Here is a 21764-nt window from a genome sequence, read left to right on the forward strand (position 1 = left end):
CGGTCAGAACAGGCGGGTGTCGGAGTCGTCCATGCCCCGCAGGGCGTCGTAGTCGACCGTGAGGCACGAGATGCCGCGATCGGTGGCGAGCACGCGGGCCTGGGGCTTGATCTGCTGGGCGGCGAACACGCCCTTGACGTCCCCCAGGAGCGGGTCGCGGCGCATGAGCTCGAGGTAGCGGGTGAGCTGCTCCACTCCGTCGATCTCGCCGCGGCGCTTGACCTCGACGGCCACGTACGCCCCCCGGGCGTCGCGGCACAGCAGGTCCACGGGACCGATGGCCGTCATGTATTCGCGCCGCACCAGCGTCCAGCCGTCGCCGAACGTCTCGGGGTGCTCGGCGAGCAGCTCCTGGAGGTGGGCCTCGACGCCGTCCTTCTGGAGGCCCGGGTCGACACCGAGCTCGTGGCTGGAGTCGTGCAGCACCTCGAACAGGGAGATCTGGAGGGTGTCGCCGTCCTTGCCGCGGACCTCCCACACCTCGGCAACCTCCGCGTCGAGCTCGGCCACGACCGCGGCCTCGTCGGTCTCCGGCTCACGAACGGTCAGGGTGCACGGCGGGCTCATCCAGTTGAGGGGCTTGTAGGCCCTGTCGTCGGCGTGGATCGACACCGACCCGTCGGCCTTGACCAGAATCAGCCGTGTGGCCGGCGGGAGATGAGCTGTGAGGCGGCCAGCGTAGTCGACCTGACAGCGAGCAATGACCAGACGCACGCCGCCACCCTAGCCGACCGACCGCGGCGGTGTCCCGGTGACACCGCGGGTCACCTGTTGGTCAGCAGGGCTAAGACGACGAACACCACCACCAACAGCAGGTAGAGGCCGACCAGACAGCTGACGATGATTCCGAGGATCCAACCGACGGTGACCTCACCCTCCCCCGACCAGCGGCCCGGGTACTGGCGGATCTCACGGCGCCCTGTGTCCCATCGCCCACGCGAACGGCGCGGTGATGGGCGCGACGAAACCGGCGATGCCCAGGATCAGCACGGTCGTGGCCGACGGGTGCCGGGGTGCGGCGACGTACTGCATCCCCGCGCCGTACGGACCTGCGGGCGGTCCGTAGGGCTGGTAGGGCGAGGGCTGCCCGTACGGTCTAGCCTGCCCATACGGGTCGGTCTGCCCATACGAAGCAGACTGCCCGTAGGGAGCTACCTGTCCGTAGGGAGCCGGCTGCTGGTTCTGGACGGGGTCGAGAGGACCGTGGGGCTGTCCGTAGATCCCCCGAGGCTCGGAGCGGTCCTCGTGAGCGTAGGGATCACCCTGGCTGTCGTTGGCGGGGTTCGACCAGGGCGACGGGGTGCTCATGGGGCCACCCTACGGGGCCTAGACTGCGTCCTGTGAATACGATCAGCAACGTCGCCGTCATCGGACTGGGCACCATGGGTGCCGGAATCGCGGAGGTCTTCGCCCGCGCCGGACACACCGTGCGTGGCATCGAATACAACGACTCCGCGCTGGAGCGCGGACGCTCCATCATCACGAAGTCGTCCGACCGGGCCGTGTCGAAGGGCAAGCTGAGCGATGCCGACCGCGACGCGATGATCGGCCGTCTCCACTTCTCGACCGACCGCGCCGACGTCGCCGACTGCGACCTGATCATCGAGGCCGTCAACGAGAACCTCGACCTCAAGACGTCGATCTTCACCGACCTCGACCGCCTCGCCAAGCCCGACGCCGTCCTCGCCACCAACACTTCCTCGCTGTCGATCACGGCGATCGCCGCCGCGGTGTCCGATCCGGGCCGCGTGCTCGGCGTGCACTTCTTCAACCCGGCCCCCGTCCAGACCCTCGTCGAGGTCATCCGCACCGTCCACACCCGCACCGACGTCGTCGAGCGCCTCACTGGCCTGCTCCGTGAGCTCGGCAAGTCCCCGGTCGTCTGCGGCGACCGCGCGGGCTTCATCGTGAACGCCCTGCTGGTCCCCTACCTCGGCTCGGCCTGCCGCCTGTACGCCGACGGCTTCGCATCGCGTGCCGAGCTCGACACCGCCATGGTCGAGAAGGCCGGTTACCCGATGGGCCCACTGACCCTCATGGACCTCGTCGGCAACGACGTCTGCCTCGCCGTCCTCGAGCGCATGTACGACGAGACCAAGGACCGCCTGATGGCTCCCCCGGCGCTGCTGACGCAGATGGTCACCGCCGGCATGATGGGCCGCAAGTCCGGCCGCGGCTTCTACGAGTACGGCGCCGATGGCGTGACCGAGTGGGAGGGCCCCGTCGCCGCACCGCGGCGCTCGCGCGCCGACGAGCTGCCCGACCGCCTCGTGGCCGAATACCTCAACCAGGCCATCCGCATGGTCGAGACGGGGTACGCCTCGGTCGACGACATCGACACTGGCATGGCGGAAGGCTGCCGCATGCCGAAGCCCTTCGAGGTGCTGGCCGAGCTCGGCCCGGCCCATGTGCTCGAGGTCCAGCGCCGCACGTTCGACGAGACGGCCGAGCCCGGCCACCGCCCGGCACGCCTGCTCGAGGAGCTCGCGGAGGCTGCCGATGGCGCCACCGCGGTCGCCGAGCTGCGCGCCGCCACCCGCGGCTGAACGACGATGCCCACCGGTCGTCGTCCGAGCAAGCACGCCCGGCCGCACCGTCCGCTGTCCGGTCACCACCCCGTGGCCCAGGAGCGGCGGGACGGCCGGTGGGTGGTCCGCGGCATCCCCGCGGGGCGGTCGGAGAAGGCGTACCGCTGCCCCGGTTGCGACCAGGTGATCCTGCCGGGAGTGGCCCACGTCGTGGTCTGGCCCGCCGAGGGCTCGCTGCTGTCCCGCAGCGGTCTCGAGGAACGACGCCACTGGCACCGGAGCTGCTGGCAGCGTCGGGGCTAGGGCCTAGAGTGGCTCCTCGTGACCGAGGATCTGCAGTTGCACACCACCCGTATCGGCGACGAGGGCTCGACCGTGGCGTTCTGCCACGGCGTGTTCGGCCAGGGCAAGAACTGGACGTCGATCGCCAAGTCGCTGGCGGCCGCCCCCACGCCCCACCGGTCGATCCTCGTCGACATGCCAAACCACGGCCGTTCCCCCTGGACCGATGACCCCTCCTACCCCGCGATGGCCGACGCCGTCGCCGAGACGCTGCGACCCGACGGACCGCTCGCGCTGGTCGGCCATTCCATGGGCGGCAAGGCAGCCATCCAGCTCGCGCTGCGCCATCCCGACCTCGTCGACCGGCTGTGCATCGTCGACGTCGCCCCCGTCCAGTACGGCAGCATGCGGGCATTCCACCACTACGTCCACGGCATGCGTACCCTCGACCTTGCCCACCTCTCGTCGCGCGCCGAGGCCGACGCCCACCTGACCACCGACGTGCCCGATCCCGTCGTCCGGTCGTTCCTCATGCAGAACCTCCGCCGCGACCACCAGGCCGAGTCCGGCGAGCAGTGGCGCTGGCAGATGAACCTCGAACTCATCGCCGACAACATGGACGTGCTCGGCGGGTGGACGCGCCCCGAGCAGCCGCCGTACGAGGGCCAGGTCCTGTGGATCGCCGGAGCCGAAAGCGACTACGTCCGTCCCGCGCACGCCGACGCCATGCGGGAGCTGTTTCCGCGCGTACGCCTCGTGACGATCAAGAACGCCGGCCACTGGGTCCACTCGGAGCAGCCCGAGGTGTTCACGCGGACGCTCCAGGCGTTCCTCGACGCCTGAGCCCGCCGCTCAGCCGACGGTGACCGACGTGATCTTCGCGTCGCCGTTGGGCTTGCCCGAGCCGTCGGGGTTGGAGCCGTCCTGCCCCTCAGCGGCGATGCGCGCGACCACGGCCAGCGACTCCGCGTCCATCTTCCCGAACGCCGTATACTTCGGCGGGAGCTGGGTGTCGGCGTACACGAAGAAGAACTGCGAGCCGTTGGTGTTGGCGCCCGCGTTGGCCATCGCGACCGTGCCGGCCGGGTAGGTCTCCGAGCCCGTCAGCTCGTCGTTGAACCGGTAGCCGGGGCCGCCGCGGCCCGTCCCGGTGGGGTCGCCGCACTGCAGCACGAAGATTCCCGAGTCGACGAGGCGGTGGCACTGGGTGCCGTCGAAGTACTTCTGCTTGGCGAGCGCCTCGAACGAGTGGGAGGTGCACGGGGTCTTCGCCCGGTCCATGGTGACCTTGACGGTCCCCTGCCCCATCGTCACCGTCATCGTGGCGGTCCCCGACGTCTGGACCTCGTTGGGTGACGGCGGATCGACAGGTTTGGCGGGCTCGCCCGCCGGCGAGTAGGTACACCGGGAACCGCCGGTGGCCGTCTGCTGGGGCGCGGGCTGATCGGGCGAGCACGCGGTGAGCGGGAGGGCGACGAGGGCGCAGGAGAGGGTGAGAAGAAGGGTACGCACGAGCGCCCATCATAGGGGTACCCACCGCCGCCGGCCCGGTGAACTACTCTCCTGTGCATGGTCGTTCTCAACCGCATCTACACCCGAACCGGCGACGCGGGCGAGACCCGCCTGTCCGACATGTCGCTCACCCGCAAGACCGACCCGCGCGTCGCCGCGTACGGGGACACCGACGAGACGAACTCCCACATCGGCGTCGCCCTGGCCACCGGCGTACCGGCGGACGTGGCAGAGGTGCTGCGCGTGGTCCAGAACGAGCTCTTCGACGTCGGTGCCGACCTGTCCAACCCCCTGGTCGCCGAGCCCAAGCACGAGCCCCTGCGCATCCTGCCGGAGTCGGTGGAACGGCTCGAGCGCTGGTGTGACGAGTTCGGCGACGACCTCCCGACGCTGCGGTCGTTCATCCTCCCCGGGGGTACGCCTGCCGCCGCCCACCTGCACGTGGCACGCACCGCCTGCCGCCGTGCAGAGCGCTCGGCCTGGGTCGCGACGGAGGCGTACGGGACCGAGGCGAGCACCGACCAGAACACGCCCGGCGGGGTCAACCCCGTGGCCGTCCGCTACCTCAACAGGCTGTCGGACCTGTTGTTCGTGCTGACCCGCTACCTCAACGGCGCCGAGAACGAGGTGCTCTGGGTGCCCGGCGGGGAGCGTTCCACGAAGGCGGACCAGACGTCGGACGGCGCCTCAGGCGCGGAAGCGTCCGACTGACGGCGGGGCCGCCTCGAGCCACGAGAGCAGCCCGGTCGCCGAGCCGGAGTCCATCGCGATCTCCCAGCCCTGGGTGTCGCCGAAGTCGGGCGCGGACTCGAGCCGCACGATCCGCTGGCCGCCGTAGAGCACGACACCCTCCTCGGGGCTCGGCTCGCGGGTCCCGAGCACCGTGGTGGCGGTGCGACGCAGGCGTACGCGGGGCGTGAACGCGAACGAGAACGCCGGGAAGAACTCCAGGTGCTCCCCGTTGTAGCGTGCGGCTCCGAGCTTCCAAGGCGTCTCCACGGGACCGGTCACACGCATGCCGCAGTCGACCATCCCACCCTGACGCGCGAGCCAGCGGCGCCGGGCGAACAGGATGATCAGGGGCACCAGCAGGAGGGCGAGCAGGACCCCGCCCACCACCTCCAGAGCCACGCCCATGTCCATGGAGGCAACCTACAGACCCGTGCCGATCGCGGCCAATCCGCATGGCCCCGTGTGGCCCGAATCACCCGGACGACACCCGGGCCGAGTCAGGTGCGCCGGGCCGCTGACCGGCGTACCCCCGGGGCGCGACACCACCGGCGACGTCAGCGATGACCTTCGGGGAAATCCCTGACAGGACGACGGACCCCGGGCCGAATGGCCCGGGGTCCGTCGGTGGTGCTTCGTGGGATCAGAGCCCGGTGTGCCCGGCCTGCTTGCGCCCAGCCTTGACCTGCGCGGACGCGCGACGAATCTCCTTACGGGTCTCGTCTTCGTCCTCGCCGGCCTCGAAGCGGCGCACCGCATCGGCCAGGTCGCGCTCGGCCTGGTCGAGCGACACCTCGGAGGCAAGCTCGGCGAACTGGCTCAGGATCTTCACGCGGCCGCTGTCGACCGAGATGAAGCCGCCGTCCACCGCGATGATCTCGCGGTTGCCGCCGGTCGCGAAGACCTCGACACCGGAGGGCACCAGCGCCGCGAGGAGCGGCATGTGGTTCGGCAGGATGCCGATGTCACCCTCGCTGGTGCGGGCGATGACCTGGTCGGCCTCGCCCGACCAGACCTCGCGGTCGGCCGAGACCACCATGACCTGGAGCGGCTTGGACTCCATGCTCACTGCTCCTTCTGCATCTTGTCCCAGTTCTCCATGACCATGTCCATGCCACCGACGTTGAAGAACGCCTGCTCGGCGATGTGGTCCACGTCGCCGTCGCAGATCATCTTGAAGCCCTCGATGGCGTCCTTCAGCGGGACCGTGGAGCCCGCGATGCCGGTGAACTTCTCGGCGGTGTAAGTGTTCTGCGACAGGAACTGCTGGATGCGACGGGCGCGGGAGACGACGATCTTGTCCTCTTCGGAGAGCTCGTCGACACCGAGGATGGCGATGATGTCCTGCAGCTCCTTGTTCTTCTGCAGGATCTGCTTCACACGGTTGGCCACGTCGTAGTGCTCCTGGCCCACGTACTGGGGGTCGAGGATGCGCGACGTCGAGGTCAGCGGGTCGACAGCCGGGTAGAGACCACGCGAGGCGATCTCGCGCGAGAGCTCGGTCGTGGCGTCGAGGTGGGCGAACGTCGTGGCCGGCGCCGGGTCGGTGTAGTCGTCGGCGGGCACGTAGATCGCCTGCATCGAGGTGATCGAGTGACCGCGCGTGGAGGTGATGCGCTCCTGGAGCTGACCCATCTCGTCGGCCAGGTTGGGCTGGTAGCCCACGGCGGAGGGCATACGACCCAGCAGGGTCGAGACCTCGGACCCGGCCTGGGTGAAGCGGAAGATGTTGTCGATGAACAGGAGCACGTCCTGTCCCTGGACGTCGCGGAAGTACTCGGCCATGGTCAGGGCCGACAGCGCGACGCGCAGACGCGTGCCCGGCGGCTCGTCCATCTGGCCGAACACCAAGGCGGTGTCCTTGAACACCCCGGCCTCGTCCATCTCGAAGATGAGGTCGTTGCCCTCACGCGTACGCTCACCCACGCCGGCGAACACCGAGGTGCCGGAGTGGTTGTGGGCGATACGGAAGATCATCTCCTGGATGAGAACCGTCTTGCCGACGCCGGCGCCGCCGAACAGGCCGATCTTGCCGCCCTTGACATACGGGGTCAGCAGGTCGAGCACCTTGATGCCGGTCTCGAGCATCTCGGTCTTCGACTCGAGCTGGTCGAACTTCGGCGCCTCGCGATGGATCGGCCAGCGCTCGGTGATCTCGATCGACGAGGGGTCGACGTTGAGCACGTCGCCGGTCACGTTCCAGACGTGGCCCTTGGTGACGTCACCGACGGGCACGGAGATCGGCGCACCGGTGTCGCGCACCTCCTGGCCGCGACGCATGCCGTCGGTCGGCTTCATGGAGATGGCGCGCACGATGTTGTCGCCGACGTGCAGCGCGACCTCGAGCGTGATGACGCGCGTCTGGCCCTCGACCACGAGGTCGACGTGCAGCGCGTTCATGATCTCGGGCATCTGGTCGACGGGGAACTCGACGTCGACGACGGGGCCGATGACTCGGGCGATCCGGCCCACACCGAGGGTCTTCGCCTCGAAGGTGTCGTTCATGGTGGCAGTCATTCTTCTCACTCGCTCTCGGCAGTTGCGTCGGCCAGCGCGTTAGCGCCACCCACGATCTCGCTGATTTCCTGGGTGATCTGAGCCTGGCGGGCCTGGTTGGCCTCGCGGGTCAGGCGCTCGATCAGTTGCTGGGCATTGTCGGTGGCCGACTTCATGGCGCGCTGGCGCGCCGCGAGCTCGGAGGCAGCCGACTGCAGCAGGCAGTACTGGATGCGGCTCGCCACGTAGAGCGGCAGGATCTCGTCCAGCACCTCCTCCGCGCTCGGCTCGAACTCGTAGAGGGGGAACTCCTCCCCATCGGTCGGACGATGACGCTCGTCGTCGTCGCCGGGGCGGGCCTCGTCGGCGTCGACGACCTCCAGCGGCAGGAGACGGATGATCTCCGGCTTCTGGTTGATCATCGACACGAAGCGGGTGTAGACGATGTGGATCTCGTCCACGCCGCCCTCGTCCGACGGGGTCAGGAAGGCCTTCATCAGCTCGTCACTGATCGCCTTGGCGTCGGCGTACGTCGGCGAGTCGGAGAAACCGTCCCAGGCCTGCGTCACCTCACGGTGGCGGAACTGATAGAACGCCTGCGCCTTGCGCCCGGCGAGGTACGGCAGCACCTCCTTGCCCTGGCTGTGCAGGAACTCGGTGAGCTGCTCGCCCTGCTTGATCACCGACGACGAGTATGCGCCCGCCAGGCCGCGGTCGGAGGTGATCAGTAGCATGGCCGCCCGGGTCGGGTTCTCGATCTCCGTCGTCAGCGGGTGCTCGATGTCGGCGTGCGAGACGACGGCCGACACGGCCTTCGTCAGCTCCCGCGCGTAGGGCGCAGCAGCGTTCGCACGCTGCTGCGCCTTGATGATGCGGGACGCAGCGATGAGCTCCATGGCGCGCGTGATCTTCTTTGTCGTCGACACCGACTTGCGTCGCTGTCGAAGCTCGCGCAACGAGGCTGCCATGCGTCAGCCCCGCTTCTGCTTGACGATCTGCTCCTGAGCGACATCGTCGGCGTCCGTGGCGGCGTACTCCTCGTGACCGGGCTGGATGAAGCCGCCCTCGGTCGTCTGGAAGTTCGGCTTGAACGCCTCGATCTCACGCTCCACGGCGGCAGCGGTGTCGTCGTCCCACTTGCCGGTCTCCGAGATGGTCTGGAGGACCGACGAGTTGTGACGCAGGTGCTCGAGCAACTCCTGCTCGAATCGCAGCACGTCCTCGACGGGCACGTCGTCGAAGTGGCCGTTGGTGCCGGCCCACACCGATACGACCTGCTCCTCGACCGGGTATGGCGCGTACTGGCCCTGACGCAGCAGCTCGGTGAGGCGGGCGCCGCGATCGAGCTGGCGACGCGAGGTGGCGTCGAGGTCGGAGGCGAACATGGCGAACGCCTGCATGTCGCGGTACTGGGCCAGGTCCAGCTTCAGCGAGCCGGAGACCTTCTTCATGGCCTTGATCTGGGCCGCGCCACCGACTCGGGACACCGAGATGCCCACGTCGACGGCGGGACGCTGGTTGGCGTTGAAGAGGTCCGACTGCAGGAAGATCTGGCCATCGGTGATCGAGATGACGTTGGTCGGGATGAACGCCGAGACGTCGTTGGCCTTGGTCTCGATGATCGGCAGGCCGGTCATCGAGCCGCCGCCCAGCTCGTCGGAGAGCTTTGCGCAGCGCTCCAGCAGGCGGGAGTGGAGGTAGAAGACGTCACCGGGGTACGCCTCGCGGCCCGGCGGGCGGCGGAGGAGCAGCGACATCGCGCGGTAGGCCTCGGCCTGCTTGGTGAGGTCGTCGAACACGATGAGGACGTGCTTGCCCTGGTACATCCAGTGCTGGCCGATGGCCGAACCGGCGTACGGGGCGATGTACTTGAAACCGGCGGGGTCGGACGCCGGGGCGTGCACGATGGTCGTGTATTCCATCGCGCCGGCGGCCTCGAGGGTGCCGCGGACCTCGGCGATCGTCGAGCCCTTCTGGCCGATGGCGACGTAGATGCAGCGGACCTGCTTCTTGGGGTCACCCGACTCCCAGTTGGCCTTCTGGTTGATGATCGTGTCGAGCGCGATCGCGGTCTTGCCGGTCTTGCGGTCGCCGATGATCAGCTGGCGCTGGCCGCGGCCGATCGGGATCATCGCATCGATGGCCTTCAGGCCGGTCTGCAGCGGCTCGCGGACCTCCTGACGGTCCATGACGCCGGCGGCCTGGAGCTCGAGCTGACGGCGACCGTCGACGTTGGTGATGTCACCGAGGCCGTCGATCGGGTTGCCCATCGGGTCGACCACGCGGCCGAGGAAGCCGTCGCCGACCGGGACCGAGAGGACCTCGCCGGTCGCGCGGACCTTCGAGCCCTCCTCGATGCCGTCGGAGCTGCCCATGACCACAGCGCCGATCTCGCGGACGTCGAGGTTCAGCGCGATACCGACCGTGCCGTCCTCGAACTCGAGGAGCTCGTTGGCCATGCAGGACGGCAGGCCCTCGATGCGGGCGATGCCGTCGCCGGAGGTGACCACGGTGCCCACCTCTTCGCGCGAGGAGGTCTCCGGGGTGTAGTTCTGGACGAAGCTGTCCAGCGCGTTCCGGATCTCCTCCGGACGAATAGTGAGTTCCGCCATCGTTGCGTCCCTGCTCTCGTTTCTTCTTGGGTAGTTCGTGGGGTGTGTCAGTTGAACGCGCGACGGGCCTGCTCGAGGCGGCCGGCCACCGTTCCTTCGATCACTTCGTCGCCGAGCTCGACGCGTACGCCGCCCAGGACCGCGGGGTCCACCACGACATGCATGTCGATGTCGCGGCCGACCTGTCGGCTCAGCACAGAGCGCAGGCGCTCGTACTGGTCGCCGTCGAGGGGTCGTGCCACGCGTACGGTCGCCGTGCCCCGGTCACGCAGTGCGGCGGCGAGCTTGAGGTAGCCCTCGACCGTCTCGTTGAACGAGCCGCCGTGGCCGGTCACCGCGCGACGGGCGAGGACGACCGTCGCCTCGTGGGCGCGCCCGTCGAGCAGGCGCGTGACGAGCCCGACGCGGCCGTCGAGCGGGGCCCGACGGTCGCCGAGGGCCTCACGGAGCTCCGGGTCGCCGGCAACCGCCCGCTCGAACCGGAAGAGCTCGTCGATGACCTCGTCGAGCTTGCCCTCGGACATGGCCGCGCGCAGCTCAGCCCGGACGCCCTGGCGCTCGAGCGCCTCGACGAACGAGCGCCCGCCGGTCCATCGCTGGGAGACCGCCTCTTCGACGACGTACACCGCCGAGCCGGAGACCTTGCCGTTCAGGAGCTGGTAGACCATCCCCTTGCGCTGGTCGGCCGGGACGCCCGGGTCGGTGAAGCTGCGGCGGAGGACCGGCTGGCCCTCGACCGCATCGACGACGGCGAAGAGCTCACCAGCGAGGGTCGACACCGGCTCCTGGGAGTCCAGAACGCGGTCGAGGACACCCAGCCGGCTCTGGTTGGCTGCGCTGGTCATGCTCATGCCTGCGAACCCTCCTTGGCCGAGGAGCTCTCGAGGTCGGCGATGAAGCGGTCGACCGTGCGGCGTGCGCGATCGTCCTCGTCCAGCGATTCACCCACGATGCGACCGGCGAGGGTCGTGGCCAGGCCACCGACCTCGTTGCGCATCTGGGCCATGACCTGCGAGCGCTCGGCCTCGATCTGGGCCTTGGCGGTCCCGACGATGCGCGCAGCCTCGGCGTCGGCCTGCTCCCGCATCTCGCTCTTGATACGAGCACCCTCGTTCTTGGCGTCCTCGCGGATGCGAGCCGCCTCCTGACGGGCTTCGGCGAGCTGTGCACGGTATTCCTGCAGAGCCGCCTCGGCCTCGGCCTGGGCTCGCTCCGCCTTCTCCATGCCGCCCTGGATGGCCGCAGTACGCTCGGCGTACATCTTCTCGAACGCCGGTCCCACCTTCGTGTACATCACGACGGCGATGATCAGCATCAGGACGATGCCGGCGACGAGCTCCGAGAGGTGCTGCGGCAGCAGGGGGCCGAGGTCGATTCCTTCCATCGGCACCATGGCTGGGCTCACGAAAGGACGAACGCGAGGGCGATGCCGATGATGGCGAGGGCCTCGACCACGGCGAAGCCGATCCAGGCGGTGCCCATCATGGCGCCGCGGGCCTCAGGCTGGCGGGCTGTGCCGTTGATGACCGAGGCAAAGATCCAGGCCACGCCGAGGGCCGGGCCGAGCGTCGCGAGGGCGTAGCCGATCATGTTGATCGAGCCGTTGATCTCCATAACGGGGAGGAGCATTGCGATTCCTTTCGGAGCTTTCTTCTTGGTGAAGCTATTGGGTGGTCGGGTGGACAGGGAGAGAAAAGATCAGTGCTCTTCGGCGAGCGAGGAGGCGACGTACTGGGCCGTGAGGACCGTGAACACGTACGCCTGGAGCGCGCCGACCAGAAGCTCCAGCGCGAAGATCGCGAAGGAGAAGCCGAACGAGACGCCTCCGGCGACACGGTTGACCAACGACTGCGGGTTGGTCGTCGTCATGAGGTAGGCGCCACCGACGACGAACACCATGATGACGAGGTGGCCGGCGAACATGTTGGCGAAGAGTCGCAGGGCCAGCGTGATCGGGCGGACGATGAAGTTGGAGATGACCTCGAGCGGGATGATCAGCGGCGTCAGCCACAGCGGGACGCCGGCCGGGACCGTCATGGCCTTGAGATAGCCGAAGAAACCCTTCTTCGCGATGCCAGCGGCGTTGTAGATGATGAACGTCAGCAGCGCCAGACCGTACGCGTACCCGATGTTGGAGAACGTCGGGAACATGAAGAGGAAGAATTCGCCGAACCAGTTGTTGAGCAGGATGAAGGTGAACAGTCCGACCAGGTAGGGCGTGTAGCGCTGGTAGTCGTGGCCCAGTGCGTCGCGGGCGATGCCGTTGCGGACGAGGTCGTAGATGAACTCGGCGAAGAACTGGCCCTTGCTGGGGACGACCTTCAGACGGCGGGAGGCGAGCCACCAGAACACGATCACGACGAGCGCACCGATGATCGCCTGGACCAGCGGCTTGTTCAGCCAGTCGGGACCGAAGAAGCCACCGTTGAACTGGAAGTCATGGACCGACGGAGCCTTGTAGGGCTCTGCGTGCCCTCCCTCCAGGGGGGTCAGCGGCAGGAGCGGAAAGCTCACCGTACTCCTCCTTCCACCAGTCTCATTCGGACTGGCCGTAACGCTTGATGATCAGGTAGATGGAGCTGACCATGCCCAGGATCAACCCGGCAGGCAGCAAGAACTTCGTGTGCAGGAAGTGGTCGCCCAACCAGCCGAGACCTCCGTAGACGAGGATCCCGGCGATGATGTACGACAGCACGGCCATGCCGTCGCTGTACGTGGTGGGACCCTCGTGTCCGGCGCTGCGGACACTACCAGTCTGCTTGGGTTCGGTCACTTCGATCGCCCCCGCGTGACGAACCCGTGATCCGGCTCGTCGAAGTTGGGGATACGGAGCTGGAGGTACGCGTACGCCTCGGCCGCGAGCCAGGTGACAACGGTCACGATCGCGGTCACCACGACGGGCGCAGCGAGCAGCCTCTGGGCCTCGTCGCCGAAGCGGAAGTAGGCGAACAGCACTCCGCCGAGGAAGGTGACGCGGGCGACGTAGGAGGCCATGGTGACCTTCATCAGCTCGCGGGGATGGGCGTCGGCGAACCACACCTGGACCAGTTGGCCGACTGTGTAAAACAGGATGACCATCGCCCCGGCCAGCGCACCGCTCACGGCACCACGAAGCCCATCGGTCAGAGCGAAGATGCCGACACACGTCAGCGCACCCACATGGGCGCCCACAAGACCGGCCACGAGGAGACGCCGGGCCCGCGACGCTGCGACACTGAGTCGCGGAGCGCCGTCGGCAGGCGGTGCCAGGCGGTCATCGGCCGTCACGGTGGTCATGGTCTCACTGTCTCGTCAGCGGCCCCGGGCGGGGCCTGTCGAACGCTTGTGAAACTTAGCACAATCTCACCAGACCGGGAGAACCGGAGGGCTCCCCGTCGTGGCGTGACGATGGACACACGACCTGTAAAGCACCCTTGACATACGTGTCAAGCTCGCTTTACATTCGATGCATGAGCACCGTCCCCAGCACCCCCATCACCCCCCGCACCTGTGACGCGACCGACCGCCGCCGCGCCGGGTCGGCCGCAGGGGCCATGACCTTCCGTATCGCCCTCCTTGTCTCCCTCGCCGTCGCCCTGCGCGCACTGGGTGTCGATCAGGTGTGGATGAACGCCGCGATCGTCGCCGTCGACCTGGCCGTCCTCGCCCACGTCGCCGCCCGCCTGCGGGCCGAGGGGTCCAGCCTCCGCGAGCTCCTCGCGACCAAGACCCCGGGTCGCGACGCCCTCGTCGGTCTCGGTCTCTTCGTCGCCCTGACCGTCGCATTCTTCGTCTGCACGTTCATGGGCAACATGGTCGCCTACCAGGGGGCGCCACCGGTCGGTCCGACGCCGCGCGTGCCCATGGCCCTCGCGCTGGTGGCGGTCGTCGTCATGCCGTTCACCGTCGCCCTCGCCGAAGAGGTCCTCTACCGCGCGTACGCGCTCCCCCGCCTCGAGGCCACGATCGGTCGCATCCCCGCAGTACTCGTCGTCTCGCTCCTGTTCGGCGTCCAGCACATCGCGTTCGCCCTCGGATCGCCGCAGGCCATGCTGGCCCGCTCCATCACGACCTTGCTCGTCGGCCTGCTGCTCGCCGGCCTCTGGTACGCCACCCGTGGCCGCCTCTGGTCGCTCGTCGTCGCCCACTGGCTGCTAGACGTCATCGGGCTCGGTCTGCCGATGCTCTTCTTCGCCCTGTCCTGATCCCTCCAACCAAGGAGCCATCGATGTCCACCCGCGCCGACAGGGCCTACCTCCGCCGATTCGCCGTCGGAATGGGTAGCTACGTGCTGCTGCTCCCCCTCGCCATGTGGCTCGCCCGAGGACCCCTCGCGGGGTCTCCCGGCCGCTTCGCGGCGGTCCTGCTGGTGATCCCCTCGGCCCTGGTGATCGTGTGGGCCCTGTGGCGATACGTCCGGGAGGCCGACGAGCTGCAGGCGCGCATGCTCGTGGAGTCCCTGGCGATCGCCTTCGCGGCCGGCAGCGTGCTCACGTTCACGTGGGGGATGCTGCAGACCGTCGGCGCGCCGGACCTCAGCTGGACGTTCGTGATGCCGGTCTCCATGGGGGCTTGGGCCATCGCCACCGCACTCGTCCGCCGGAGGTACTGATGCGCAACCGCATCCCGGAGCTTCGCGCGGCCCGCGGCATGACTCAGGGCCAGCTGGCCGAGGCGCTGGACGTCTCCCGCCAGACCGTCAGCTCGTTGGAGAAGGGTCGCTACGACCCCTCGCTCCCGCTGGCGTTCCGGATCTCGCGGCTGTTCGCCCTTCCGATCGAGCAGATCTTCAGCGACGACGACTGAGCCGCCCGGGCTCAGCCCTGGTGGATGCGGGCCTCCGCGGCCCGCTCCCGGCGGCGGGTCTCGGCATCATGTCGGGCCTGGTTGCCCGGGCCGACGGTGAACCAGCTGAGCACCACGACGAGGATCGTGAGGACGATGGTGACCCACCACTGCTGGACGCTGAAGAGCACGATGGCACCGAAGCTGATGAGGGCGGTCCACACATACATGATGAGCACGGCTCGCCGGTGGGAGTGACCGCGCTCCAACAGCCGGTGGTGGAGGTGCTGCTTGTCGGCCACCCAGAACCACTTGCCGGCGATCGTGCGGCGGGCGTACGCCAGGGCGAAGTCGAGGAACGGGATCGCGAGAATGGCCAGCGGCAGCACCAGCGGCAGGTAGGCGGCGACCACGCCGCGGGCGTTCTCGTTGAGCACGGCCGAGTCGATCTGGCCGGTCAGCGTGATCGACGACGTGGCCAGCAGCAGGCCCAGCAGCAGGGCACCGGAGTCCCCCATGAACATGCGCGCGGGGAAGAAGTTGTGGGGGAGGAAGCCGATGCAGCTGCCCGCGACCGCCACCGAGATCAGGCTGGCCGTCGTCGCGCGCGGCAGGCCCTGCTCGACGCCGAGGAGATAGCAGTACGCGAAGAACGCGAGCGCGCCGATGGCCACCACCCCGGCGGCCAGCCCGTCGAGCCCGTCGACGTAGTTGATCGCGTTGGAGCACAGCACGATGAAGAAGACCGTCAGCGCGATGGAGACCGAGTCGTCGAGCGAGATGATGGTGTCGGGCAGCGGGATCCACAGCATCTTCACGCCGTTGGCCACGACCAGTCCGGCCGCCAGCACCTGGCCCGCGAGCTTCGCGATGGCGTTCAACTCGAACAGGTCGTCGAGCACGCCGACCACGCAGATCACCCCTGCGGCGATGAGCACCGCCCGGAAGTCGTGCTGGATCAGCTGGTTGCGGCCCAGGTAGGGCATGCGTGTCGCCACCAGGAACGCCGCGGCCACCCCGAAGAACATCGCCACGCCCCCGAAGTACGGGATGGGGATGGCGTGGACGTCGCGGTCGCGGACCTTCGCCACCGCGCCGGTGCGCAGCGCGATGCGCCGGCACAGGCCGCTGAGCAGGTACGCGGTGGCCGCCGCCACAAGGAGGACGAGCAGGTATTCACGCATCGGGGCGTCGGTCCCCGGAGCTGTGGGACGGGTCGCTGTCGCCATCGCGCGCGGCTGGAGCCTCGACCGGCTCGCCGTCCTCTCCCAGCGGTCGGGGAAGGTCGTCGGGGTCCATCGCCGCATCCACGAAGCCCGGGGCGGCCTCCTGACCACTGACGGCATCGGGGGCGTAGGCCGCGAGGGGCTCGGCGGGAGCCACGGTCGCCTCTGCGTCCGCCGCCGTCACGTCGGGCCCCTCCAAGTAGGGCACGAGCTCGCGGAGCTCGTCGAGCGTCAGTCGTCCCAGCCGCAGGACCTTGCCGTACTCGGACTTGCTGAAGTCGACGATGGTCGACGGCTCGGGCCCCGTTCCCGCTCCCCCGTCGAGGTAGACCTTCACCCGGTCGCCCAGCATCTCCTGCGCCTCGGCGACCGAGGTCGCCGCCGGCTGGCCGGAGATGTTGGCGCTGGACACCGCCAGAGGTCCGGTGCGGCGCAGCAGGGCGCGCGTACGGTCGTGGTCGGGCACGCGTACGGCGATCGTCCCGCGCGTGTCGCCGAGATCCATCATCAGCGACGGCTGGGCGTTCAGGATCAGGGTGAGCGCGCCCGGCCAGTGGCGCTCGGCGAGCTTCTTGGCGTTGTCGGGGATGTCACTGGCCAGTGCCATCATCACGGCCGGGTCAGCGATCAGCACGGGCGGCGGCATGTCTCGACCGCGGTTCTTGGCGTCAAGCAGGGCCTGGACCGCACCGCGGTTGAAGGCGTCGGCCCCGATGCCGTACACGGTGTCGGTCGGCAGGACGATGCAGTGGCCGGACGTCACGGCGTCGAAGGCTGCGGACTCCCCCGCCTCGTGGTCGTCCCCGGTGATGTCGAAGACGGCGTACGCCGGCGGCGCGGGCGTGCTGTCGACGGCCGGGGCCGGCTCGTCGGGCTGGACTTCGTCAGCGGGCAGGTCGGTCACCCTCCCATCCTGCCACGACCCCGCAGCCCTGCTGGCGACGACGCGACCGCAGTCGCCGAGCTGCGTCGCCACGACGGGGCGACCAGCTCACCCCCACCGTCCTCGTCGGCGGGCGCGTCCTGATGAACCCCACGGGTGAAAAGCCGCGCGCAGCCCTCGCCGACTGAGGTCAACGGCGTACGGCCGTCACGAAACGCGGGCGCTCATTGAGGTCGACGTGGTCGCGGACATGGGTCCAGTCGCCCTCGTCGACGAACACCGTGGGGGCGGACTCGGCCTGCACCTCGGCGTGCTCGGCACAGATGAGCCCCCCGCGGCGCAGCAGGCGGGCCCCCGCACGCGCCACCACCCGCATCGCGTCAAGCCCGTCCGGGCCCGAGAACAACGCCACGGCCGGGTCGTGGACGCGGACCTCCTCGGGGACGCCCTCGTACATGTCCAGCGGGATGTAGGGCGGGTTGGCGATGACGAGGTCGACGGTCCCGTCCAGGTCGTGCAGCGCCTCGGCCATGTCGGCCACCGTCAGGGACACGCCCGACCCGACGAGGTTGCGCTCGCACCAGTCGGCGGCGTCGTGGTCGACCTCGACGGCGTGGACCTCCACCCCGGGGACCTCGTCGACCAGTGACAGCGAGATCGCCCCCGAGCCCGCGCACAGCTCGACCACGCGTGGGTGGGCCAGGTCGGTCTCGCGCAGGCGATCGATGGCCCAGCCGGTCATCACCTCGGTCTCAGGCCGTGGCACGAACACGCCCGGCCCGACCTCGACTCGGATGTTGCGGAACCACGCCTCGCCGGTGATGTGCTGCAGCGGGAGGCCGGTGGCTCGAGCCTCGATGTGACGCAGGAACGTCGCGTACGCCTTCGGCTCGACGGAGTCGACGAGCACGAGCCGACCCGGTTCGACCCCGAGCGTGTGGGAGAGCAGGAGCCGCGCGTCGTTGACCGGGCTGGGCACGCCGGCACCGTCGAGGACGAAGCCCGCCTCGCGCAGGGCCTCGGACGTGGGGACGGGATCGAGGCTCATGCGCCCACCTGCGCCAGTCGCTCGGCGAGGTCGGCCTCCTGCAGGGCCTCGACGACGGCGGCCAGGTCACCGGCGAGCACCTGGTCGAGGTTGTAGGCCTTGTAGCCGATGCGGTGGTCGGCGATGCGGTTCTCGGGGAAGTTGTAGGTGCGGATGCGCTCGGAGCGGTCGACGGTGCGCACCTGTGACTGCCGCGCACTGGACGCCTCGGCAGCCGCCTGCTCCTCGCGGGCGGCGACGAGACGGGCGCGCAGGACGCGTAGCGCCTGCGCCTTGTTCTGCAGCTGGGAGCGCTCGTTCTGGCAGGACACGACGGTGCCGGTGGGCAGGTGGGTGATGCGTACGGCCGAGTCGGTGGTGTTGACGCCCTGGCCGCCCTTGCCCGACGAGCGGAACACGTCGATGCGCAGGTCGTTCTCGTCGATCTCGACCTCGTCGTCCTCGACCTCGGGCATGACGAGTACGCCGGCGGCCGACGTGTGGATGCGCCCCTGGGTCTCGGTGACGGGTACGCGCTGGACGCGGTGGACGCCGCCCTCGAACTTCAGCGAGCCGTAGGGCATGCCGGCCGGATCGGTCGCGCTGCCGGCCTTCACGGCCAGGGTCACCGACTTCACCCCACCCAGGTCGGTGTCCTGGTGGTCGAGGACCTCGACCTTCCAGCCACGCGTCTCGGCGAACCGGGTATACATGCGCAACAGGTCTCCGGCGAACAGCGCCGACTCCTCGCCGCCCTCGCCCGACTTGATCTCGACCATCGCGTCGGCCGAGTCGTTGGGGTCGCGCGGGGCGAGCAGGCGCGTCAACCGCTCCTCGTTGTCGGCCAGCCGGGCGGCCAGCTCGTCGGCCTCGACGGCGAAGGCCTCGTCGTCGTCGGCCAGCTCGCGCGCCGCGGTCAGGTCCCCGCTGATCTGCTCATGCTCCGCCAGCGCCTTCACGACGGGGGTCAGCTCGGCGTAGCGTCGTCCGATCCGCCGGGCCAGTGCGGGGTCGGCATGGACCTCGGGGTCGCCCATGCGTCGCTCGAGCTCGGCGAACTCGGCGCGCAGCGGTTCGGCGGACTCGAACACGGGGGACGCTCCTTCAGCTGGGCCGCGATGGCGTACGCAAAGGCGCCGGGAACCCGCTGGTTCCCGGCGCCCTCGGCGTCTTAGTTGGACTTCTTTGCGCCCGCGGGGCGCTTGCCGCCGAAGCGCTTCTCGAACTTGGCGACGCGGCCGCCCGTATCGAGGATCTTCTGTTTGCCCGTGTAGAACGGGTGGCACTTGGCGCAGACCTCGGCGCGCATGGTGCCGCTGGTCATCGTGGACTTGGTGGTGAACGTGTTGCCGCACGTGCACGAGACCTGGGTCTCGACGTAGTCGGGGTGGATACCCTCTTGCATGGTTTCTCCTAGGATAGCGCCGGGTCCCCAGCCCCTCCCCGAGTGGGAGGTGGCCGTCACGGGGTGAACCGGACCGACGGACCATTCTGCATCAACGGCGGCGTGGGGACCAAATATTCCCCGCCCAGCCGTGATGTGTCTCGGGCGCCTCAGTCGTTCCCGGGCGTGGTCTTCGAGATCTGCATCAGGAAGTCGGAGTTGTTCTGCGACTTCCTCATCTGCTTGAGCAGCATCTCGATGCCCTGTGTGCCCTCGAGCCCGGCAAGCACCCGGCGCAGCTTCCAGATGATCGACAGCTCGGTCTTGCCGAGCAGCAACTCCTCGCGGCGCGTGCCCGACTGGGTCACGTCGATGGCGGGGAAGATGCGCTTGTCGGCGTACTCGCGGCGCAGGCGCAGCTCCATGTTGCCTGTGCCCTTGAACTCCTCGAAGATCACCTCATCCATCTTCGAGCCCGTCTCTATGAGGGCCGTGGCGAGGATCGTCAGGGAGCCGCCGTTCTCGATGTTGCGCGCGGCACCGAAGAACTTCTTCGGCGGATACAGCGCGGCCGAGTCGACACCACCGGACAAGATCCTGCCCGAGGCGGGGGCCGCGATGTTGTACGCCCGGCCCAGGCGGGTGATGCCGTCCAGCAGCACGACGACGTCGTGGCCGAGCTCGACGAGGCGCTTGGCGCGCTCGATGGCCAGCTCGGCGACGATCGTGTGGTCGGAGGCGGGCCGGTCAAACGTCGAGGCGATGACCTCGCCCGAGGTCGTGCGCTGGAAGTCGGTGACCTCCTCGGGTCGCTCGTCGACGAGCACGACCATGAGGTGGACCTCGGGGTTGTTCGCCGCGATCGCGTTGGCGATGGACTGCATGACCATCGTCTTGCCGGCCTTGGGGGGCGACACGATGAGACCGCGCTGGCCCTTGCCGATGGGGGCGACGAGGTCGATGATCCGGCCCGTCATGTCGTTGGAGGCGTTCTCGAGGCGCAGCCGCTCCTGCGGGTACAGCGGCGTCAGCTTGCCGAAGTCGGCACGCCCCGGCGACTTCATCGGGTCGTCGCCGTTGATCGAGTCGACGCGCACCAGCGGGTTGAACTTCTCCTTGCGCTCCCCCTCGCGCGGCTGGCGGATCGCGCCCGCGACCACGTCACCGCGGCGCAGGCCGAAGCGCTTGACCATGTTCATCGACACGTACGCGTCATTGCTCCCCGGCAGGTAGCCCGAGGTGCGCACGAAGGCGTAGTTGTCCTTGATGTCGAGGATGCCGGAGATGTTCAGCAGGACGTCGTCCTCGCTGATCGTCGGCTCGGCCTCGAGGCGGTCCATGCCGCCGCCACGGTTGCGGCGGTTCTGACGGTCGCGGTTGCGACGGCGGCGGCTGCGGCGGCCGCCGCCCTCCTCGTCGTCATCGAAGCCCTGGTTGTTCTGGTTGTGGTTCTGCTGGTTCTGGTTGCCGCCGTTGTTGTTCTGCTGGCGGGTGCCGTTGTTGTTCCGGCCCTGGCCACCCTGCTGGTTCTGGCCACCCTGCTGGCTCTGGCCACCCTGCCGGTTCTGGTTCGACTGCTTCTGGCCCTGCTGGGCGTCGCCCTCGTTGGACTGGTCGCGGTCGCGTCGGTTGCGTCGCCCGCGTCCTTCGCCCTGGATGTTGTCACCCTGCGAACTCTCGCCGCGGTCATCGTCGGACCGCAATCCCTCGGCGCGGGCGCGCTCGACCTCGAGCCGGCGGGCGACCTCGTCGGCGGCGTCGGCGACCGTGCCGCCGTGACCCTCCTGACGCTCCTGGCCACGCGCGTCGTCGCTGCGCGAGCGCGGGCGGCGACGGCCAGCGGTCTCGCCCTCGCTGCGGTCCTCGTCCTGAGGCCCGTCGCCACGGGTCTGGCCGGACTGCTGCTTGGTGCGCGGCTCCGCCTTCTCACGGTCGTCCTCGCGCGGCTTCTCGTCGCGCGCGGCACCCCCACCCGACTGCGCGGCCTTGATGGCGTCGATCAGCGCGCTCTTGCGCATGGCGCCCGTGCCGCGGATGCCCAGCGAGGAGGCGAGCTGCTTGAGCTCGGGAAGGACCATGGCCTCGAGGCCCGTGCCCCGCCGGCGGCGACCCGTGGTCGCGGCACCGTCGGCATGGAGGGAGTTGGTCGCTTCGGTGGATTCCGTCACGTGTGTCCTTTCAGGTCCAGCCGCGGGCTCCGGGAGTGGGCGCGCTCGACTGGGAAGGTCAAGGAAAGTCTGACCAGCAGGCTGACGATGGAGAACATCTCGGGCGACCCGGGGGCTCCGGACGACAGTTGTCGCGGCGGGCACGGGACCGAC

27 protein-coding genes are annotated in these 21764 nt (G+C 69.0%); 7 read left to right on the forward strand and 20 right to left on the reverse strand.

All coding sequences use genetic code 11. The features are described from left to right. Window positions 1-3 precede the first annotated feature (3 nt). Together nucS and ACYVGD_RS07020 are read right to left on the reverse strand one after the other, a co-directional pair. A complete protein-coding gene (nucS, locus tag ACYVGD_RS07015) occupies window positions 4-714 on the reverse strand; it encodes an endonuclease NucS (RefSeq protein WP_460742385.1) in 711 nt (236 codons plus the stop codon). Window positions 715-909: 195 nt separating this feature from the next. Beyond that, window positions 910-1032 carry a hypothetical protein gene (locus ACYVGD_RS07020; RefSeq protein ID WP_460742387.1) on the reverse strand — a complete coding sequence of 41 codons (123 nt, stop codon included), beginning with the start codon at window positions 1030-1032 and terminating at the stop codon, window positions 910-912. Between the two features lie 308 nt (window positions 1033-1340). On the opposite strand from ACYVGD_RS07020, the gene ACYVGD_RS07025 reads away from it, so the two are divergent. Genes ACYVGD_RS07025 through ACYVGD_RS07035 form a run of 3 tightly spaced genes read left to right on the forward strand, consistent with a single transcriptional unit; the run spans window position 1341 to window position 3653 of the window. Then, a complete protein-coding gene (locus ACYVGD_RS07025; protein ID WP_460742389.1) occupies window positions 1341-2546 on the forward strand; it encodes a 3-hydroxyacyl-CoA dehydrogenase in 1206 nt (401 codons plus the stop codon). Between the two features lie 6 nt (window positions 2547-2552). Next, a complete protein-coding gene (locus ACYVGD_RS07030; protein ID WP_460742391.1) occupies window positions 2553-2831 on the forward strand; it encodes a hypothetical protein in 279 nt (92 codons plus the stop codon). A gap of 18 nt (window positions 2832-2849) precedes the next feature. Next, window positions 2850-3653, forward strand: a complete 804-nt coding sequence (locus tag ACYVGD_RS07035; protein WP_460742393.1) for an alpha/beta fold hydrolase — start codon at window positions 2850-2852, stop codon at window positions 3651-3653. Between the two features lie 9 nt (window positions 3654-3662). Here ACYVGD_RS07035 and ACYVGD_RS07040 read toward each other — a convergent pair whose 3' ends face one another. Next, complete coding sequence (locus tag ACYVGD_RS07040) at window positions 3663-4322, reverse strand: peptidylprolyl isomerase (protein WP_460742395.1); 660 nt, start codon at window positions 4320-4322, stop codon at window positions 3663-3665. Window positions 4323-4379: 57 nt separating this feature from the next. On the opposite strand from ACYVGD_RS07040, the gene ACYVGD_RS07045 reads away from it, so the two are divergent. Next, window positions 4380-5033: a cob(I)yrinic acid a,c-diamide adenosyltransferase gene (locus ACYVGD_RS07045; protein ID WP_460742397.1), complete on the forward strand. Its 654-nt coding sequence runs from the start codon at window positions 4380-4382 to the stop codon at window positions 5031-5033. On the opposite strand, the gene ACYVGD_RS07050 is transcribed toward ACYVGD_RS07045, so the two are convergent. The 11 genes from ACYVGD_RS07050 to ACYVGD_RS07100 form a co-directional block, all read right to left on the reverse strand. Then, window positions 5010-5465, reverse strand: coding sequence for a DUF2550 domain-containing protein (locus tag ACYVGD_RS07050; protein ID WP_460742399.1), 456 nt, complete (start codon window positions 5463-5465; stop codon window positions 5010-5012). The genes ACYVGD_RS07045 and ACYVGD_RS07050 overlap by 24 nt on opposite strands. Before the next feature lie 229 nt (window positions 5466-5694). Next, on the reverse strand, window positions 5695-6114 hold the full coding sequence (locus ACYVGD_RS07055) for a F0F1 ATP synthase subunit epsilon (RefSeq protein WP_460742401.1): 420 nt from the start codon (window positions 6112-6114) through the stop codon (window positions 5695-5697). 2 nt (window positions 6115-6116) lie between these two features. After that, window positions 6117-7568: a F0F1 ATP synthase subunit beta gene (atpD, locus tag ACYVGD_RS07060; RefSeq protein ID WP_460742403.1), complete on the reverse strand. Its 1452-nt coding sequence runs from the start codon at window positions 7566-7568 to the stop codon at window positions 6117-6119. A 5-nt stretch (window positions 7569-7573) separates the two neighbouring features. After that, entirely contained in the window at window positions 7574-8515 is a 942-nt protein-coding gene (locus ACYVGD_RS07065) for a F0F1 ATP synthase subunit gamma (protein WP_460742405.1), read from the reverse strand. A gap of 3 nt (window positions 8516-8518) precedes the next feature. Beyond that, complete coding sequence (atpA, locus tag ACYVGD_RS07070; protein WP_460742407.1) at window positions 8519-10159, reverse strand: F0F1 ATP synthase subunit alpha; 1641 nt, start codon at window positions 10157-10159, stop codon at window positions 8519-8521. 47 nt (window positions 10160-10206) lie between these two features. After that, window positions 10207-11010 (reverse strand): F0F1 ATP synthase subunit delta, encoded by an 804-nt coding sequence (locus ACYVGD_RS07075; RefSeq protein WP_460742409.1) that lies wholly within the window; start codon window positions 11008-11010, stop codon window positions 10207-10209. Beyond that, on the reverse strand, window positions 11007-11543 hold the full coding sequence (locus tag ACYVGD_RS07080) for a F0F1 ATP synthase subunit B (RefSeq protein ID WP_460742411.1): 537 nt from the start codon (window positions 11541-11543) through the stop codon (window positions 11007-11009). Before ACYVGD_RS07080 ends, ACYVGD_RS07075 begins: the two co-directional genes overlap by 4 nt. Window positions 11544-11560: 17 nt before the next feature. Next, on the reverse strand, window positions 11561-11773 hold the full coding sequence (locus ACYVGD_RS07085; RefSeq protein ID WP_460742485.1) for a F0F1 ATP synthase subunit C: 213 nt from the start codon (window positions 11771-11773) through the stop codon (window positions 11561-11563). Window positions 11774-11857: 84 nt separating this feature from the next. Continuing rightward, window positions 11858-12673, reverse strand: coding sequence for a F0F1 ATP synthase subunit A (gene atpB / locus ACYVGD_RS07090; RefSeq protein WP_460742413.1), 816 nt, complete (start codon window positions 12671-12673; stop codon window positions 11858-11860). Window positions 12674-12695: 22 nt separating this feature from the next. Beyond that, window positions 12696-12860, reverse strand: coding sequence for a hypothetical protein (locus ACYVGD_RS07095; RefSeq protein WP_460742415.1), 165 nt, complete (start codon window positions 12858-12860; stop codon window positions 12696-12698). 68 nt (window positions 12861-12928) lie between these two features. Beyond that, window positions 12929-13435, reverse strand: coding sequence for a hypothetical protein (locus tag ACYVGD_RS07100; protein WP_460742416.1), 507 nt, complete (start codon window positions 13433-13435; stop codon window positions 12929-12931). Between the two features lie 173 nt (window positions 13436-13608). Here ACYVGD_RS07100 and ACYVGD_RS07105 point away from each other — a divergent pair, with 173 nt between their 5' ends. Genes ACYVGD_RS07105 through ACYVGD_RS07115 form a run of 3 tightly spaced genes read left to right on the forward strand, consistent with a single transcriptional unit; the run spans window position 13609 to window position 14944 of the window. Then, window positions 13609-14343 carry a CPBP family intramembrane glutamic endopeptidase gene (locus tag ACYVGD_RS07105; protein WP_460742418.1) on the forward strand — a complete coding sequence of 245 codons (735 nt, stop codon included), beginning with the start codon at window positions 13609-13611 and terminating at the stop codon, window positions 14341-14343. Window positions 14344-14366: 23 nt separating this feature from the next. Further along, window positions 14367-14750, forward strand: a complete 384-nt coding sequence (locus tag ACYVGD_RS07110) for a hypothetical protein (RefSeq protein WP_460742420.1) — start codon at window positions 14367-14369, stop codon at window positions 14748-14750. Continuing rightward, the gene (locus ACYVGD_RS07115; RefSeq protein WP_460742422.1) at window positions 14750-14944 is read left to right on the forward strand and encodes a helix-turn-helix transcriptional regulator; all 195 of its coding nucleotides are present in this window, start codon (window positions 14750-14752) and stop codon (window positions 14942-14944) included. The genes ACYVGD_RS07110 and ACYVGD_RS07115 overlap by 1 nt, the downstream gene beginning before the upstream one ends. An 11-nt stretch (window positions 14945-14955) precedes the next feature. Here ACYVGD_RS07115 and ACYVGD_RS07120 read toward each other — a convergent pair whose 3' ends face one another. The 6 genes from ACYVGD_RS07120 to rho all read right to left on the reverse strand — a co-directional run bounded on the left by ACYVGD_RS07120 (window position 14956) and on the right by rho (window position 21611). Beyond that, entirely contained in the window at window positions 14956-16107 is a 1152-nt protein-coding gene (locus ACYVGD_RS07120; protein ID WP_460742424.1) for an MraY family glycosyltransferase, read from the reverse strand. Continuing rightward, window positions 16100-17053, reverse strand: a complete 954-nt coding sequence (locus ACYVGD_RS07125) for an L-threonylcarbamoyladenylate synthase (RefSeq protein ID WP_460742426.1) — start codon at window positions 17051-17053, stop codon at window positions 16100-16102. Before ACYVGD_RS07125 ends, ACYVGD_RS07120 begins: the two co-directional genes overlap by 8 nt. Before the next feature lie 169 nt (window positions 17054-17222). Continuing rightward, complete coding sequence (gene prmC / locus ACYVGD_RS07130) at window positions 17223-18080, reverse strand: peptide chain release factor N(5)-glutamine methyltransferase (RefSeq protein ID WP_460742428.1); 858 nt, start codon at window positions 18078-18080, stop codon at window positions 17223-17225. Then, on the reverse strand, window positions 18077-19150 hold the full coding sequence (prfA, locus tag ACYVGD_RS07135) for a peptide chain release factor 1 (protein ID WP_460742430.1): 1074 nt from the start codon (window positions 19148-19150) through the stop codon (window positions 18077-18079). Before prfA ends, prmC begins: the two co-directional genes overlap by 4 nt. Window positions 19151-19230: 80 nt before the next feature. Then, window positions 19231-19464: a 50S ribosomal protein L31 gene (gene rpmE / locus ACYVGD_RS07140; RefSeq protein ID WP_460742432.1), complete on the reverse strand. Its 234-nt coding sequence runs from the start codon at window positions 19462-19464 to the stop codon at window positions 19231-19233. A 149-nt stretch (window positions 19465-19613) separates the two neighbouring features. Further along, window positions 19614-21611: a transcription termination factor Rho gene (gene rho, locus ACYVGD_RS07145; RefSeq protein ID WP_460742434.1), complete on the reverse strand. Its 1998-nt coding sequence runs from the start codon at window positions 21609-21611 to the stop codon at window positions 19614-19616. Window positions 21612-21764: the final 153 nt, after the last annotated feature.

This window comes from Mariniluteicoccus endophyticus (assembly GCF_054780035.1).